General features: G+C 49.7%; 14 protein-coding genes. 10 read left to right on the top strand and 4 right to left on the bottom strand.

Annotated features, from left to right (window positions below):
• The first annotated feature begins 19 nt into the window (after window positions 1-19).
• On the top strand, window positions 20-607 hold the full coding sequence (locus DUW71_RS03480; protein WP_119393854.1) for an HAD-IA family hydrolase: 588 nt from the start codon (window positions 20-22) through the stop codon (window positions 605-607).
• Window positions 604-1287, top strand: a complete 684-nt coding sequence (locus DUW71_RS03475) for an HAD family hydrolase (RefSeq protein ID WP_119393853.1) — start codon at window positions 604-606, stop codon at window positions 1285-1287. The genes DUW71_RS03480 and DUW71_RS03475 overlap by 4 nt, the downstream gene beginning before the upstream one ends.
• Here DUW71_RS03475 and DUW71_RS03470 read toward each other — a convergent pair.
• Together DUW71_RS03470 and DUW71_RS03465 are read right to left on the bottom strand one after the other, a co-directional pair.
• Complete coding sequence (locus DUW71_RS03470; RefSeq protein WP_119393852.1) at window positions 1270-1644, bottom strand: GNAT family N-acetyltransferase; 375 nt, start codon at window positions 1642-1644, stop codon at window positions 1270-1272. The two genes, DUW71_RS03475 and DUW71_RS03470, sit on opposite strands and share 18 nt — an antisense overlap.
• Window positions 1645-1669: 25 nt before the next feature.
• Window positions 1670-2245 (bottom strand): DTW domain-containing protein, encoded by a 576-nt coding sequence (locus DUW71_RS03465; protein WP_119393851.1) that lies wholly within the window; start codon window positions 2243-2245, stop codon window positions 1670-1672.
• Window positions 2246-2384: 139 nt separating this feature from the next.
• Here DUW71_RS03465 and DUW71_RS17930 point away from each other — a divergent pair, with 139 nt between their 5' ends.
• From DUW71_RS17930 to DUW71_RS03445, 5 genes are all read left to right on the top strand, one after another.
• A complete protein-coding gene (locus tag DUW71_RS17930) occupies window positions 2385-2510 on the top strand; it encodes a hypothetical protein (RefSeq protein ID WP_267896642.1) in 126 nt (41 codons plus the stop codon).
• A 60-nt stretch (window positions 2511-2570) separates the two neighbouring features.
• Entirely contained in the window at window positions 2571-4316 is a 1746-nt protein-coding gene (locus DUW71_RS03460) for an ABCB family ABC transporter ATP-binding protein/permease (RefSeq protein ID WP_119393850.1), read from the top strand.
• A 193-nt stretch (window positions 4317-4509) separates the two neighbouring features.
• Window positions 4510-5922: a conjugal transfer protein TraF gene (gene traF, locus DUW71_RS03455; RefSeq protein ID WP_119393849.1), complete on the top strand. Its 1413-nt coding sequence runs from the start codon at window positions 4510-4512 to the stop codon at window positions 5920-5922.
• Between the two features lie 11 nt (window positions 5923-5933).
• Window positions 5934-7526: a hypothetical protein gene (locus tag DUW71_RS03450; protein WP_119393848.1), complete on the top strand. Its 1593-nt coding sequence runs from the start codon at window positions 5934-5936 to the stop codon at window positions 7524-7526.
• 98 nt (window positions 7527-7624) lie between these two features.
• Window positions 7625-8077 carry a DMT family transporter gene (locus DUW71_RS03445; RefSeq protein ID WP_119393847.1) on the top strand — a complete coding sequence of 151 codons (453 nt, stop codon included), beginning with the start codon at window positions 7625-7627 and terminating at the stop codon, window positions 8075-8077.
• On the opposite strand, the gene DUW71_RS03440 is transcribed toward DUW71_RS03445, so the two are convergent.
• Together DUW71_RS03440 and DUW71_RS03435 are read right to left on the bottom strand one after the other, a co-directional pair.
• Window positions 8039-9604: an HD domain-containing phosphohydrolase gene (locus tag DUW71_RS03440; RefSeq protein ID WP_119393846.1), complete on the bottom strand. Its 1566-nt coding sequence runs from the start codon at window positions 9602-9604 to the stop codon at window positions 8039-8041. The genes DUW71_RS03445 and DUW71_RS03440 overlap by 39 nt on opposite strands.
• A gap of 96 nt (window positions 9605-9700) precedes the next feature.
• On the bottom strand, window positions 9701-10438 hold the full coding sequence (locus DUW71_RS03435; RefSeq protein ID WP_233546014.1) for a TSUP family transporter: 738 nt from the start codon (window positions 10436-10438) through the stop codon (window positions 9701-9703).
• Window positions 10439-10537: 99 nt separating this feature from the next.
• Between DUW71_RS03435 and sbcD the strand changes: the two genes are divergently transcribed.
• The 3 genes from sbcD (at window position 10538) to DUW71_RS17770 (ending at window position 16114) form a co-directional block, all read left to right on the top strand.
• The gene (gene sbcD, locus DUW71_RS03430; RefSeq protein WP_119393845.1) at window positions 10538-11695 is read left to right on the top strand and encodes an exonuclease subunit SbcD; all 1158 of its coding nucleotides are present in this window, start codon (window positions 10538-10540) and stop codon (window positions 11693-11695) included.
• The gene (locus DUW71_RS03425; RefSeq protein WP_119393844.1) at window positions 11692-14940 is read left to right on the top strand and encodes an AAA family ATPase; all 3249 of its coding nucleotides are present in this window, start codon (window positions 11692-11694) and stop codon (window positions 14938-14940) included. Before sbcD ends, DUW71_RS03425 begins: the two co-directional genes overlap by 4 nt.
• Before the next feature lie 88 nt (window positions 14941-15028).
• Window positions 15029-16114 (top strand): UPF0149 family protein, encoded by a 1086-nt coding sequence (locus tag DUW71_RS17770; protein ID WP_119394131.1) that lies wholly within the window; start codon window positions 15029-15031, stop codon window positions 16112-16114.
• Window positions 16115-16288 lie beyond the last annotated feature (174 nt).

Here is a 16288-nt window from a genome sequence, read left to right as displayed (position 1 = left end):
GAGCGTCAATAGGTGGGCAATGATCAAGGCTGTTTTGTTTGATTTAGGGCGAGTACTGGTGCGATTAAATGGGTATCCGTTTCAACCAGACTGGGTAGCAGACCCAGAAGCTAGTATGCAGGTGTTTATGGCTGAACCATGCTTGCATGCCTATCACTGCGGTCAGGTATCGGAATCAGGGTTTATTAATACCATGCACTCTGTGCTTGGCTTAGCGGTTTCGCATGAAGCCTTTATGCAGCATTTTCGCCACTGGCCAGACCAACTATTGCCCAACGCCCTAGAAATTGTCGCCAAGGTAAACCCACAGGCGAAAAAAGCCGTATTCTCCAACATTAACGACTCGCATTGGGCGCCAACCATGCAGTTAGGCCTAGCTGGTAAGTTTGACTATTACTTTGCTTCGCACCGAATTGGTCATGCCAAGCCCGATGCAGCCATGTACACTCGCGCTCTTCGAGATATGGGCTGTAAAGCCAGTGAAGTGTTGCTAGTGGATGACACCCTAGCCAACATAAACACCGCCAAACAACTTGGTTTACACGCTGAGCAAGTGGTTGGCACCGAAGCACTCACGCAAGTTTTAAAAGATTATCAATTATTATGACCATCTCTGCTGTTCTGTTCGACCTAGATAACACCCTCATGCACCGTGAAAATACTGTGCGGGCGTTTGCGCCGGTGCTGCAAAACTACTTTCGCGAGTTGCTTGGCGATGAACCAATCGCTGCCATCGAGGCAGCCTTGCTCGAAGCAGATAATGGTGGCTATCTCGACCCAAACTTGGGCTTCGATAGCTTAAGAGAGCAGGTGGGTCGGCTGATGATTCGTGCTTTTCCTCAGTTGAGTGATGTTGGTGATGAACGCATTGGCGACTACTGGCAGGAAGTTTTCACCACCTGCGCGCAGCCTATGCCAAACATGGCCACAACTTTGGCAACGCTAGCCGATCAGTATGACTTAGCAGTGCTGTCGAACGGCCCAGAGAATAGCCGTTTAAAGAGCGCCCAAGGCTTAAATCTGACTATGCCGGTATATGCCACTGGGCGCATTGGCATTCATAAACCCAATGCTGGCGCCTTTGCTAGCGCCTTAAATGACCTTGGTTGGCAAGCAGAGCAAGTGGTTTATGTTGGGGATCATCCGGTTAACGACTATCAAGGTGCCAAAAACGCCGGGTTAACGCCAATTTGGGTGGAAGGCTTTCATCAGTGGCCACACGATCAACCAGCCAAACTTGCCATCAGCGACCTAGCAGAACTGCCAAGCTTATTGGCGAGCCTTTAAAGGCTTGCGCATACACTGCAATCCTTTATTTAGTCGCTGCAGTTTATCAGCGACTTCCGCTGGTGGGGTTGGCTCAATGTCGAACCCTAACGGCTGATAATAGGGAATAAGACTAGGCTGACAAAATAAAAACAGGGGGCCGGTTTGTTGCGCACTGAGTGCTTGGCACAGCATGCCACCAATGCCCTTACCACGCCAGGTGGGCGCAACGAACAAACCAGTCAACAGGGCATGCGGGCCAATATAGCGCTGGCGCACAGCCCCCACGACTTGGTTATTAGCCACAGCGACCCAGACTTGATCACTGCCACGTGGTCGCATGCTTTTATTATGTTGCTGGTAAAACTTGCGTGCCAATGGTAGTTGCTCTGCTGGCAGATGCTTAACGACGATATCTATGATGCAACTCCTTGGGTATTTGCGCTAGCCAACGATCATTAAAGGTTGCCATCACTTTATTTAGTCGCGGCCAATCGCAGTCTGGCTCGACCACAGATAACAAGTAGGCAATGGCCTCTATGCTGGCCAATCCATCAGCTTTAGGGCGTTTGCGAATGTGGTACTGACTAGCCGGTGCCTGGCTAAAATGAAAGCTAGGCAAGGCCTGCAAGCTTGGGTTGGCGAGGTACCAGGCGTTACACTGTTTCCAGCTGCCATCGAGCAGCAGCCATTGCTTGGGTAGCTCTTCAGTCGACTCGATTGGCTGGCTATGTGGCGTTGGAAATACTAGTCCAGTATTCAACAGATTAGTTGGAACGCTATGCAAAACCTGCATACTCGGCAAGCACTGTTTGACAAGTAACAGCGTGTTTTTCTTATTATTGGTTTCTCTTTGGTCTTGCAAGGTGGTGATATTGGTTTGGCACCTAAAAGGCATCACAACATCGCAGCAGCAAATGGCTAATGGGCGCTGGCAGTGCTGACACATCTGCCTTTTGGCGGTTAGTTGGTGCTGCATGTCTTACGCTGTCCAGTCATCATTCATTCACAGTCAATGGGGTAAACTTGTTGTACATCAGGTACTTGCAAGTACTTAGGTGTGTTTTAGTAACGCATTTGCAACATGGAATCAATGCAGCCAAATAAAAGGAGGGCTAATGATGTTGTCATTTTTTGCCATTGTTTTGGCACTATCGTCTATTGCAATTGGTATTAAACTGCTGAGCGAAAACCGCTCTACCTACAGCCGATCGCGCCGCCAGCGCCGCCGCTTCTTCGGTTAAAAATATATTGTAATCCAAACCCTAGCCGATACCCTACTTACCCGTTTGGTAGGGTAGCGTATGGCTGAATCTAAATTTTCTTTCGTCTTTCAATCCATTCGCCAGTTATTGTGGCGTTGGCGTTATCGTTTGCTTGTTGCCACCTTATTTATGGTTGCAGCGAAGCTTGCGAGTGTAGCCATGCCTTGGGCGCTAAAACATATTGTTGATGGCCTAGCACCACAAGGCGTGGATATATTGATTGTACCCGTGGTGTTTATTCTCTTATATGGCGGCTTGCGCTTTGCCATGACCGCGTTTAATGAGATACGGGATACCTTGTTTGCCCGAGTAACCGAGCAAGCGATGCGCCAGTCATCGCTACAAGTGTTCGATCACCTACACAAACTCGACCTAGGCTTTCATCTTAGCCGCCAAACCGGTGCCCTGGCACGAGATATGGATCGAGGGGCTTCGGCGCTTTCTTCCTTGGTGCGATTTTTTACCTTTAGTATTGCCCCAACCCTAATCGAACTCGTGCTTGTGGTGTGTATTCTCATTGCGGCATTCGACTGGCGTTATGGTGCGGTAACGGGCTTAGGTGTACTCAGTTATGTATTGTTTACTGCCATAGTAACCGAGTGGCGCACGCGCTATGTCCGTCAAGCCAATCAACTCGACTCGGATGCTTCGGCGCGAGCGGTAGATAGTTTGATTAACTATGAAACAGTGAAGTACTTTAACGCCGAACAGTACGAATCGACGCGCCTAGATGCAGCGCTAGCAAGCTGGGAAACCGCAAGATTAAAAACCCGTAGCTCACTGGCGATTTTAAACGGCGGGCAAGCGCTCATCATATCCATTGCCGCCACCATCATGTTGTGGATGGCCGGGCATGATGTTGCCAGTGGTCGCATTACCGTCGGCGACCTCACCATGATCAATGCCTATTTGTTGCAATTGTTTATTCCGCTTGGTTTTTTAGGCACGGTGTACCGCGAAATTCGCCGCTCATTTACCGACCTAGACAAGTACTTCGGTTTATTGCGCATCAGCGGTCAGATTCAAGACGCCGACGACGCCCAAACATTAACGCAGGTGAAAGGAGACATTCAGTTTCATAATGTGGACTTTGCCTACCATGCTGACCGTCAAATTCTGCACAAACTTAACCTGACGATTCAAGCAGGGCAACGCGTGGCTTTGGTAGGCGGCAGTGGTGCTGGCAAGTCTACTATTGCGCGCCTGCTGTTCCGCTTTTACGACGTGCAGAGCGGGTCAATCACGCTAGATGGCACAGATATTCGCGCAATAAAACAAGAAGATTTGCGCCAACAAATTGCGGTGGTGCCGCAAGATACCGTGTTATTTAACGATACCCTAGCCGCTAATATACGCTACGGAAGCGTTAACGCGACAGAGGACGAGATGGCGCAAGCCATCGCCATGGCGAACTTAGCCGAACTCGTAGAAAAGCTGCCAGAAGGGCTACAAACCATGGTTGGTGAGCGTGGCCTCAAGTTATCCGGCGGCGAAAAGCAGCGGGTTGCTATTGCCCGAGCCATCCTAAAACGCCCGCGAATTTTAATCTTCGACGAAGCAACCTCTGCACTTGATAGCCACTCTGAAAAGCTCATTGTTGATGCCATGCATAAGGTTACCGAAGGGCGAACAGCCGTTATTGTGGCGCACCGATTAAGCACAATTGCCGATGCTGACAATATTTTGGTACTCGACGAAGGCAGATTGGTTGAGCAGGGTACCCATGCGCAATTATTGTCAAAAAATGGCAAATATGCGCAATTATGGCAGCTACAAAGCCGATAAATAGGCGTGTCAATAATTTGACCGTCGTTTAATTGACGCACTGTTGTTCGATAATTAGCAGTTTGCCGTAGATCAGTGCAAAAATGTTAACCCGAGAGGCAGTTTTGCGCTAACCCCCTAGGATAGAGTGTGAAAGGGATCACATTACTCTGGCGATGAGTGATCCCGTACTCATATCGAAAGGGGATTTATCATGCGACGTCTTCTGATTGGATTAGGTGTGTCGCTGGCCGCGGCTTCCGCAACCGCGACCAACGGACTGTACATGCCAAGTGGCACTGGCGTAACTGCCGGTTCGGCTTCAAATGCGAAACTAGGTACCGCTTCTTCTTACAACCCAGCTGCGACATATTTTTCAACGAATCGAGCGCGATTCAGTCTGTTCAACGCTGGTGTAGGCCTTGAACTAGGCGGTGGGCAAGAGCTTTACGACGCTGGTATTGAGTTGCAAGAGCGACTAGAAGCGGTGCAAACGCAACTAGATGCTGAAAACTTAGATGCTGGCGCCACGCTTGGCGCAGTGAGTGATTTTGAAGAATCGCTTAATACTCAGCTGGAAGCCATTGGCAATAACTTTTACGTGCAACCGGGTGTTAGCCTATCGCTACCGTTTTTGCCTTTGCAGTTGCGCAGCCAGCGTTTGGGTGCATTTAGCGTGTCGGTATCGTCTTATACTGCAGCCAAATTAGATGTGCTGCATGATGAAGCGGTTCTAGATATCGACGTTGCCGACCTAGCCGACGGTGGTGATATTGATCCACTAGATTTCCTTCGCACTACCTCATCTGTATATGCCAAAGCCGGCCAGTTGTTTAACGTTGGCTTAGGTTATTCTCGACCAGTTTATGAAATCGACCGTTTCAACAGCCAAGTTGTGGTGGGTGGCCGAGGCACTCTGGTTGCCAACTCGCTAACCAAACACCTATACCCAGTAAAAGATTTTGTTGCAGCTGTGGCGAGTGAAGATGGCGATGTAGACGAAGTGATTGCCAAACTGCAAGACGATGGCCTATCGACCCTAGATGCATTCAACTACAACTTTGCCCTCGACTTGGGTGTGATGGTGATGAACGAACGTGGTCACCTTGGCTTTACCGCCTACAACCTCAATGCGCCAAAATACGAGTTCAATGCCTTGGGTGGCGATTGTGCTGCGCTCGACACTGAACTCAAACAAACAGAGTGTTACCACGCTGAGTTCTTCGCTTCTATAGGTGATATCTCGCTAGCAGAAGTTCACCGCGTTAACCCATTACTAACGGTTGACGGTGGCGTGCAGTTCTTCCGCAATCAGGTAGCACTTGCAGCCTCGGCCGACCTATGGGAAATCAACGACCTGTTTGGTCGTCCTAAGCAGTTGGTGTCTGGTGCATTGCTACTTCAGCCTAACTTCTTTGCGATTCCAAGCTTGCGTTTTGGCTTGCAGAAAAACCTAGCCGACATCAACTACACCAACTACAGCATGGGGTTATCACTCTTCCGTGTTGTGCAAATTGATGCCAGCTTAGCCGCCAACCTAGGTAACGTGCTATCTGGTGACGAATCTGAAATGGCAGGGGCGGTGCGCGGCGCATCAGTATCTGCCGGTTTCGACATTTCTTTCTAAGGAGAGCAATCATGTATAAGTTAAAAACTCTTTCAGTATTGGTTGCAGCGGTTGCTTTCGCAGGTTGTGATGCAGGTATTCAAGATGGTTCTGATCCAACACTATCTGGCATGAATGGTCTAGTTGTTGATGGGCGTGTAGCAAACGGTAAAGTATGGGCCGATCGTGATAACGATGGTGCGATTGACGATTTTGAGCCATTTGCTTGGACAGATGCGCAAGGTTATTACAGCTACAATCCTCAAACTGACACTGATTACTGCGCAGCCACTGCAGAAGATCAACTGAAACATTGCTTACGTTATGGTAGTTCATCCGACAACGTTGTAATCCGCATTCGTGGTGGTATTGATCTCGATACTGGTGAAAAGCTGAAGGGTATAATGGCGATGGATACAACGATTTCCGCCTCTGAGGCGAAGTCGGATACGCCCCAGGTTCTTTCACCTCTAACAACTCTTCTGCAGAGTGTACCTGCTAATGAGAAGCAGAATATGAGGAACGCACTTGGTATTACGAGCGATGCAGATCTTCGACGTGACTTCTCAAGCGCTGAGAGTGAAGCCGACCGTGCTTTTTATGCCAAAGCACTAGCTGTTCAAACCATTCTTGATGTGGCGTTTTCTGCTGGTGAATCAGATAGCACCAAGCAGCTTGCAGCATTAGGCAAACTAGCAGAGAAAATTGCGAGTATAGGCGATGTTACCTCGCTAGAAACAGGTGATTTAACTGAGGTACTAGAATCTGCTGGCGTGCCAACTGAGAAGCGCACAAATGTTTCCGAGCGTTTGCGCTCGGTGAACCAAGCGATTTCTTTAGTGGCAACCACTGGGTCGGCTGAAGATGTGAAAAAACGCATCAAAGCCATTGAAGTGGTATCTCAGCTAGTTAAACAAGAAGCAGATGGTGAAACGGTTGCAGCCCTAGGGGATGTTGGTGACGATAGAATAGGCAGTGTTGTGAATAGCGTTCAAGGCGCGCTTGGTGATAACGAACAAATAGATATCACCTCGGTGAGTAAAGCAATCAAAGACGGTGGCGACCCTGCAACAGCTGTAAATGATAACAAACTAGCGAGTGAAGTTGAGTGGGCTGGTAGCTGGTTCTTATTACGCCCAGATCAAGACACCATAGAAGATTTGAATGATGGCGACTTCCTTGCCTTCTATTTCTTTGGTACTGGAGAAGAAACCTCAGGCTCTATTGGAATTTGTACTGGCATTACTAAAGATGATTTAGGTGATGAAGTCCCTGATTTAGACGGCACATATTTTGGTGGATCTTGGTCAGAACTATCTAAAGGTCAGGTTTCATTTATCGTGAACTATGAAGGACAAGAGTTCAGTGGCCAAATGAAAGTGAAAGCATTTGATGCAAACGATGCCGATGCTGGCGGTGAATATAAAGGGCAAAGAATGCAGCAAATCCGTTTCACCAGTGATTTAGCAGAAGACGAATCATTTGAGCTATTGAGAGATGTGACAAGTACCGCATCGGTCTATTTAACCGAAGCTGGTGCAAACCTCCTTCCTAATCGAACTGATAGTAATTGTGACACGATATCTTCTAATGTTCGGCAGAATGATACCAACCAAGGGTGGTAATGAGCTGCTTTAATCTAAGCCCGCTTCGGCGGGCTTTTTTTATGGGCTAAAATCACCTAAGGTGCGTACCGCTAGCATTGATTTAATTGGGATTTGATATGTCGCAAACCAGTTGGGTGTGGTTGTTATTGTTGGGCTTGGCCGTTGGCTTTGGTTTAACCTCACAAGCCGGGGTCAACGCCCAGTTGCGCACGGCAATGGCGACGCCGATTCATGCGGCATTTGTTTCATTTGTGATTGGCACGGTTATTTTGGGTGTGATGGCTTGGCAAGCAGATCGCACCTTTTTTACCCAGCCGCTGGTGAGTATTCCTTGGTGGGCATGGCTGGGTGGTGCATTGGGCGCGTTTAACATTGGCATGTCCATTTTTTTAGCGCCTAAGCTTGGTGCTTTGGTACTGGCCGCGACCATAGTGGTAGGGCAAATGCTGACGTCGTTGGTTTACGATCAATACGGCTTATTAGGCTATCCAAAGGCTGAGATCAACTGGAACCGAGTCATAGGTGCCTGCCTATTGATTGCCGGGCTCGTCCTCGTCTCGCGCAAGTAGCTCGTCTTTACCTTGTTCGAATATGGTCACGAAGTTACTGAACTGACTGTCGAATAGTTTAACCAGTTCTGGATCGAACTGAATGCCCGCTAGGTGGCGAATCTCTTCTCGCACTTCTTGTGGGTCCCAGGCTTCTTTGTGCATGCGTTGACTGCAGAGCGTATCGAATACATCAATTAACCCAACAATTCGGCCTTCCAGAGAGATTTCTTTGCCTTTGAGTCCACGCGGATAACCACCACCATTCCAGTGTTCGTGATGCTCGTAGGCCACTCGGGCTGCCATATCAATAATGCCGTTCTTAGTTGTGCCCAGCATTCGATAACCTGCTTCTGGATGTTGGCGCATGATTGCCCACTCTTCTTCGGTCAGTTCGCCTTTTTTGTTCAGAATATGGTCTGGCACTTCTACTTTGCCAACGTCGTGTAGTTGTGCGGCAAGGCGTAGGCGTTGGTAATAATGTTTGGGTTGATCGCAAAGCTGAGCGAGCAGGGCTGCTGCATCGCCCACTCGGCGAACATGGTTTGAGGTTTCGCGGGAGCGGGTTTCCATCGCACTGCCCAGCAAACCAATAATGGTCTCTTGGGTTGAGCGCAAAACATTAGACAGCAACAAGTTTTCGTAGGTGATGATAACGTTTTGTAAGTACAACTCCACCATGCGCTTGGCTTCGTTATCAAGGCGCGAGGCAACTTTAAGAATAAATACTGTTTCGTTGCCTTCATCCGATTGATGGTAGTACACATAATAAGGGTAGAGAATGCGGCCTTTTTTCTCGTATAACGCGTTGGCATGTAGCGCTAGCATTTCTTCCGATAATTTAGGCTGCTGGTGCTGCTCTAGCAGCTGAATATTATTGCGCTCGGCCATCATAAAATGCGGCTGATCGTCTAGGTAAGAGATCGCTAGCGCCTCTGGTGTGTGAATCAGCAAGTTAGAATCAACAGCGTGGGTAACGTTTTTTAGCTGCTCAAGTACTGTATTGGCAAACTTAAATAAGTCCGAAATTTGGCTTGTGCGAGTGATGGCATTAATGACTACTTCCAGCGAGTTGCGATAATGCTGCAAGGCCAATACATCACGATAAGCACGCAGCGATGTATAAAAAACAGCTTCTAAATCGGCTTTGCGCAGTTCGGCTTTATTGCGATAACCGTCGATATCGTATTCACGAATCACCGAGGACTCTGGTGCCATGCCAGGTTGGCCTGTGCGCAGAATCACTCGGCTGTAGCGGTTTCCTAATACATTGCGAAGGTATTTTGCTACCCTCAGACCAGCGTCGTCAGACTCCATCACTACGTCTAACAAAATAACGGCAACGTCCTTGTGTTCTTTTAACAGGGCTTTGGCTTCTTGGCCGGTATAGGCGCTTAAAAACTCTAACTTGCGGTTTTCGAAGCGAAAGTTACCAAGCGCCATCTTCGTAGCGGTATGAACATCCACTTCGTCATCAACAATCAGCACCTTGTAGGTTGCTAACTCATCTTCGGATGCTGCAATATCGTCTTCTATCAGCCAATCCACACTATCTGCCTTCTACGCTCTGATAAGGATAAGCGTAGTACAGACAGGCCCATTTACTGCTAGAAAGTGGAAAAAAACTTATGCCAAACCGAGCGATTAAAACAGTTGCCAAATTTGCTGGGCTGAAAGCAGCAAACACATAAGAATGACCAGTGGCCGAATGATTTTACTGCCCAGCGTGACGATGTTGTGACTAGCAAACCATGCACCAATCGCTTGCCCTAACATCATGGTGAGGCCAATGCTCCACACCACCTGGCCACCAGCAGCGAAGAGCACAAGCGAGGCGATATTGGTGGTGAAGTTAAATAGCTTGGCTTCTATGGTGGCATTGACTAGCGAACGCGCCCGCCAGGCCACGCCAGATGCGGCAAAAAACGAGCCAGTGCCTGGGCCAACGGCGCCATCATAGAACCCCACAGCCGCCACCGACGCATCACCAAAGCGGCGCTTTTTGGCCTTAGGCGTTAAATTACCAAAAGCAAAATAAATCGCCACGCTAATAAGTAAAGCTGGGATGGCCCAGTTCAAAAAGTCGGTATTAATGTGCTGAATCAGCAGTGTGCCCAGCGCTGCGCCCATGGCGGCATAAAGTACTAGTTTTATCAGTGACCGATCGCGCAAATACCCTTGGCGAAACAAGCTAAAGGTAGCGGTGAACGTGCCCACACAACCTTGGCTTTTATTGGTGGCCAATGCCGCTAAGGGTGGCATGCCAACAAACAGTAGCACCGGCAGAACAATTAGCCCACCACCACCGGCGAGCGTGTCGATCCAGCCGGCTAATACCGCCACACAAAACAAAATTAATAATAAAACCAGAGTGACTTCCAAGCGGGGCTCCAAGAGCAGGTGATACAAACGGCGCCGATAAATTTATCGCCGCGAGCAACATGGTATCATGCTTGGCATCAAATTAAGGGAGTCTTAACTATGCGCATTTTGCACACCTCCGATTGGCACCTAGGACAAAACTTTTTTGGCTTATCGCGCCAATTCGAGCACCAACAGCTCATCGATTGGCTCGTTGAGGTAGTGCAAAACAAACAGATTGATGCCGTACTGATTGCCGGTGATCTTTATGATACTGGCGCCCCAGCCAGTTATGCTCGCCAATTGCTTAGCCAATTGATCGCCAAGCTGCATGCTTGTAACTGCCAATTGTGGTTGATGGCGGGTAACCACGATTCGGTCGCTGTACTGCAAGAGTCGCAGAGCGTATTGCAGTGTTTAAACACCCATGTTGTGACCACCACTGAGCATTCGCACCCGCAGCTATTGAAAAACCAGCGAGGAGAGGCATGCGCAACACTCGTACCCGTGCCCTTTATTCGCCCGCGCGATGTGCTCAATGCTGCACTGTCTGGCAGCCAGCAAGCATTAGGGCAGCGCATTAGCGAGCACTATCACGAGCGCTTTCAACAAGCCCAACAGCATGGCCTGCCAGTCATTGGCACGGGGCACTTAACGCTCATTGGTGCCAGCACCAGTGACTCGGAGCGCGATATTTATATTGGCACGCTTGAGGCGTTGCCAAGTAGCGCGCTCCCTGAATTTGATTACCTTGCCATGGGCCACATTCACCGCCCACAACAGATTGCTGGCAAAGCCCATTGGCGCTATAGCGGCTCACCGATTGCCTTAAGTTTTAGTGAGGCGAGCCAACAAAAATCCATGGTGCTACTCGATACCGAACAACTTGACCAACCCGAGCTGATTGAGCTGCCAACTTGGCAGCCAATGGCCTACCTGGAAAACCTCACGCTCGATACGTTAGCTCGGGAAGTGGATCGAGCACTGACGCAAAACAGCCTTTGGTTAAGCCTAAGTTTTAATGAAACGCGCAGCGACCTAACTAAAAAAGTACACCAGATGCTAGCTGATTACCCCGTGCAAGTTTTAAAAGTTCAGCGCCAACAGCTCAGCCCAACCCTAGCTTGGCAGCAGCGACAGGCATCGATTGATGAGCTCACCCCTATGCAGGTATTTGAGCAACGACTGCAAGGCATCGAGCTGAGCGACGAGCAGCAGCATGCACTAACCGAGCGCTACCAGCAGGTGGTTACTCAGGTTCAGGAGGGCGAACAATGAAACTTTGCACGGTACGTTTTGCCAACCTCAATAGCCTGCAAGGCCAGTGGCAAATTAACCTAGACCAAGCGCCTTTTGATGATGCGGGGCTTTTTTTAATCACCGGCCCAACCGGGGCGGGTAAAACTACGATTCTCGATGCCATCTGCCTAGCCCTATACCATCAAACACCGCGGGCGAATCAGGTATCGGCCAGTCAAAACGAGATTATGAGCCGTCAAACTGGGGAGTGCTGGGCGGAGGTTGAATTTATCGCCCAAGGCAAACGCTGGAAAGCCGGTTGGCAGCAAAAGCGTGCGCGTAGCAAAGCCGATGGCAAACTGCAGCCACCGCAAGCCTACCTTGCAGATATGACCGAGGATAAACAGGTAGAAGACAAGCTGCGCGACAAACTCAAAAGAGTAGAGGCCATTACCGGCTTAGATTTCTCGCGCTTTACCAAATCGATTCTATTAGCCCAAGGTGGCTTTTCGGCATTTATGGATGCGCCCGTGAATGAGCGGGCCGAGTTGTTAGAGGAGCTAACCGGTAGCGAGTTATATGGCGATATCTCCATTGCGGTATATGAGCGCCATAAATCGCTAGCAAGCCAGCTTGCACAAGACAAACAACGCCTTGATGCGACCGAGGTACTCGACGAAGAAGGGTTAGCAGCACTGCATCAGCGTATTGCTGAGTTAGAGCAAAACATTGCCGGCCAGCAAAGTAAACAGGCAGCGAAGCAAGACCAGCTAAAAATATGGCAGCGCTTGGGCGAGCATAAACAGCTATTAGCCGATAGCCAAGTAGCTTGGCAGCAAGCGAATCAAACGTGGCAAAGTTTAGCGCCCGAGCGCGCCCTGCTTGCCAGCGCCAAACCCGCTACTAAAATTAAACCATTATATGACCAAGCCAAGCTTGCCCAGCAGCGCCTCTCACAATTAGCGCAGCGACAGCAACAAGCAGACGAGCAAAAACACAGCCTTGCCCAGCAGCTAGATTCGGTTGTGGGCCAGAGTAGGGCTTGGCTTAGCGACACGCTGGCGCAGTTAACCAGTCAGCAGCACCGCCTTAATGATGAAAAAGCTCAGCTAGCACTATGGTTAAGCCAGCAAAGCCCCTTAACAACTGATCAATTAAACCAGCTGCGCCAGTACCTTGAGCAATACCGGCTAGTAACGGTACAGCTTGGTGAGCAGCGTGAACAACAGGCACAGCTAGATCAAAGCGTGGTGGGCACACGCGAGCAGCTGGCTGGAATTGGCCTGGCTCGTTTGAGTGAGCGAAAAGCCAAAATAGATGCGCAAGTACAAGCATTACAAAGCGACATTACTCAACTGGACCCAGATGCCACGCTCGCCAGCCAGGTGCAAACCCTAGCCGGGCAGGTGCAGCAAGCTGAGCGTAATCAACAAGATTGGCAGGCTCAGCTGGTGCAGTGGCAAAGCAAGCAGCAAACAGCGCAGCAGGCGCTGAGAGATGTGAAAAGCAAGCTCACTGAACTAGCACCAAACATAGCGCAAAGCAAAGCCCAGCTCGCCGACAAGCTCACCATATTTGAGCAAGCGCAAACCATTGCCGACCTGCAACAAGTGCGTGAGCAGCTACAGCCAGATAGCCCTTGCCCTGTGTGTGGCAGCACCGAGCATCCGAAAGTGGCGCAATACAATAATGTACAGCCAAGTAATGCCAAGCAAGCCTATCAAGTGGCCCAAGGCGAGCTTGATCAGCTCGTCAAAAATGAGCAGCAACTGCTTTTACAGCAACAGCAACTTGGCGAGCAACTGGCACATGCACAAGATCAGTGCCAGCAGTTGAGCAAACAATTAGGCGAGTTACCCAATATTGCCGAGCTCAGCGCAGAACTTGAAGCGTTGCGCCTACGTCAGCAAGCGCTTACACCATTGCAAAGCGAATTAGCCAAGCAACAAACTAGGCAGCAGGCGCTCGCTGTTGATTTATCGGCTGCTTCTAGTCGTAAGCAGGCGCTTGCAACACAGCTTGAATCACTACAAGCCCAACAAAAAAGTGCAGCAGACGCCCAGCAAGCATTGCAAGTAAAGCAAAATGAATTGAGTCAGACGCTGACTAAGATGACAGGGCAAAACGAAGCGTGGCAGCACTATTTAGCGCAGCAAGAGGTGCTCGCTGAACAAGTGAGCCATGAACGCCAACGCCTACAGCAGCAAACGCACGACCTTGCAAGTTTAAGCCAGCGCATTGAACAGTTGCAGAGCGAGCAGACAGCGATGAAGTGGCAGCCAGCCAATAACGACTGGTCAGCAGTGGATCAGCGAGCTCAGTGGCAACCTTTGTATGAACAATGGGGGCAGGTAGTTAGCCAGATGACCTTGCTAAGCGAGCAGGTCGCACAAGCCGAAGACGAAAAAGTACAGGCAGATCAGGCCTGGCAGCTGGCACTGGCGCAGTCGAACTTTGATGACGAAACGCAATTTTTGGCAGCAGTTTTAGATGATGCGAGCTTGCAATCATTAGCCGAGCGCATTGAAGCCGCTGAGCGCAGCTTGGTGCTGGCAAAAGAAAAGCTGACTAGCGTGCAAGAAACGCAATTGCCAAGCGAGCCAAACGTAGACCAAGCAACGCTGACCTTAGAGCTAGAAGCCATTAGTCAAACCCTAACTGAGCTTTGGCAACAGCTAGGCTCACTTAAGCAGCAACGAGATGACGATGCGACAGCACGGGCAAAGCTAGCTGAATACGCCAAACAACTGGCCGAACAGGAGCAAGAAGTAGCGATATGGGCGCAGCTCGATGGCTTAATTGGCTCGGCCAAAGGCGATAAATATCGCACCTTTGTCCAGTCACTGACCTTGGCACAGCTGGTAAACTTGGCAAACGTGCAACTGCAGCAGCTATTTGGCCGTTATCAATTAATTTGCACCGAACAGCTTGGCTTGGCCGTGCAAGATACTTGGCAGGCCGATGAAGTGCGCGATGTTAGCTCCCTTAGTGGCGGCGAGAAATTCTTAGCCAGCTTGGCGTTAGCGCTTGGCTTATCCGATTTAGTCAGTGACCGAGTGCAAATAGACTCACTGTTTCTCGACGAAGGGTTTGGCACGCTCGATAGTGCCACGCTTGATGTGGCCGTGGATGCTTTAGCTGGCTTGCAAGCCAGTGGCAAGTTAATCGGCATTATCAGCCATATCGATGCCCTAAAAGAGCGCATTAGTGTGCAGCTGCCCGTATCCCGTTCTGCCGGTATGGGGGTGAGCCGATTGCCGGACGAATATCGCATTACGGGATAAAATTGTAATCAGATGTTCACCAAGAATTAAGTTTTAGGCTGGGGTGTGGCATAATCGCGCGCTGATTTTATAGTCATTGGATGTAGGTATGTCAGATCTATCTTCATTAGCCAATGTAACGTCAGTGGAGGACGTTGCTGCGCTATCCATTTCATCGCAAGATGTGCCAGCATTGCTGGCGGTAGTTGAGCGGGCAAACTCCGAAATACTAGACGGCGCTTGGCTAGCCCTAGCGCACTTGGCCGATGAAGCCCTAGTTCCTGAGCTAATAAAGCGCTTAAAAGCCTTCGCCGAGAGCCCAACTGCCCAGAAACGCTTGCCAACCGTGGTAGATGCCATTGGTGAGCCTGCGATTGTGCCCTTTGGCCAGTATATGGTGGATAAGCGCCGTAAAGAGCCGGCGCGTCGTTTGGCGTTAATTGCGTTGGCTTCGCAGTTGCCAAAATACCCAGACCCAGTGATTGAGCAGTTAGAAAGCTATCGTGGTAAGTACGACGACAAAGCGACCGAGCTTAACAAGCTTTATGAGCAGTTGATGGGCGAGCTAGAAAAAGCATTGGCTGCCCAAAAAGTCGATGGCCATGCCTCGCAAGACGAGCAAATGGCCTTGGTCAATAAAGTTGAGAATATTCTTGAGCACTATGGCAGCAGCACAGGCTTAAAGGGGATTGCTCAGCTTGATGGCTTTTGCACGGCAATGGAACTGGCGGCCCGCCCAATTGACCCACAGTTTTGGTTAGCCCATATTTGGGCTGACAAGCGTTGGGAGCCACAGTTTAAAGACCAAGCTGAAGTAGTAGAGGTGTATCGCAGTATCGTCAGCATTCACAATGCAGTGGTAGAAGCACTACGTGGTGGTAACTTCGAAGCCAACGTTGAATACGACAGTGATGGTGAGCCAGCATTAGCGAACTGGATTTTTGGTTTTCGCCGCGGTCAAAAATTATGGACCATGCTCGATACCGCTGCTTTTGCCGAACTGGATGCCGCACTGGATGCAGGCAACGACCTAGACCGCCTAAACCAAGCGCTGCGCGACTGGTGGTCATTTGTTGGGCCACAACGCTTACAAGCCAACCAACCATTTACCCGCAGCCAACAGAAAGTAGGTCGCAACGACCCTTGTCCATGTGGGTCTGGTAAAAAGTTGAAAAAATGCTGTAAAGTTGCGTAAAAACTCGTAAAAAATTCGTTTTTATGAATAAAAAATAGCCCCTTTTTTGGGGCTTTTTTGTTTGCCCAGCGAAGCTGGCAAACCCGTCAGGTTGCAAGACACCTGAATCACCCCGACCAAGGGGAAGATAATCCGACTGGCAAGGGCGTTGCTGGCCAACGGCAGGGTCTGAAG

The sequence above is a fragment of the Salinibius halmophilus genome, assembly GCF_003577475.1.
Classification (GTDB): Bacteria; Pseudomonadota; Gammaproteobacteria; order Pseudomonadales; family Natronospirillaceae; genus Salinibius; species Salinibius halmophilus.
The sequence above is the reverse complement of the archived record's forward strand: the minus strand, read 5'-3'. Positions and strand labels throughout refer to the sequence as shown.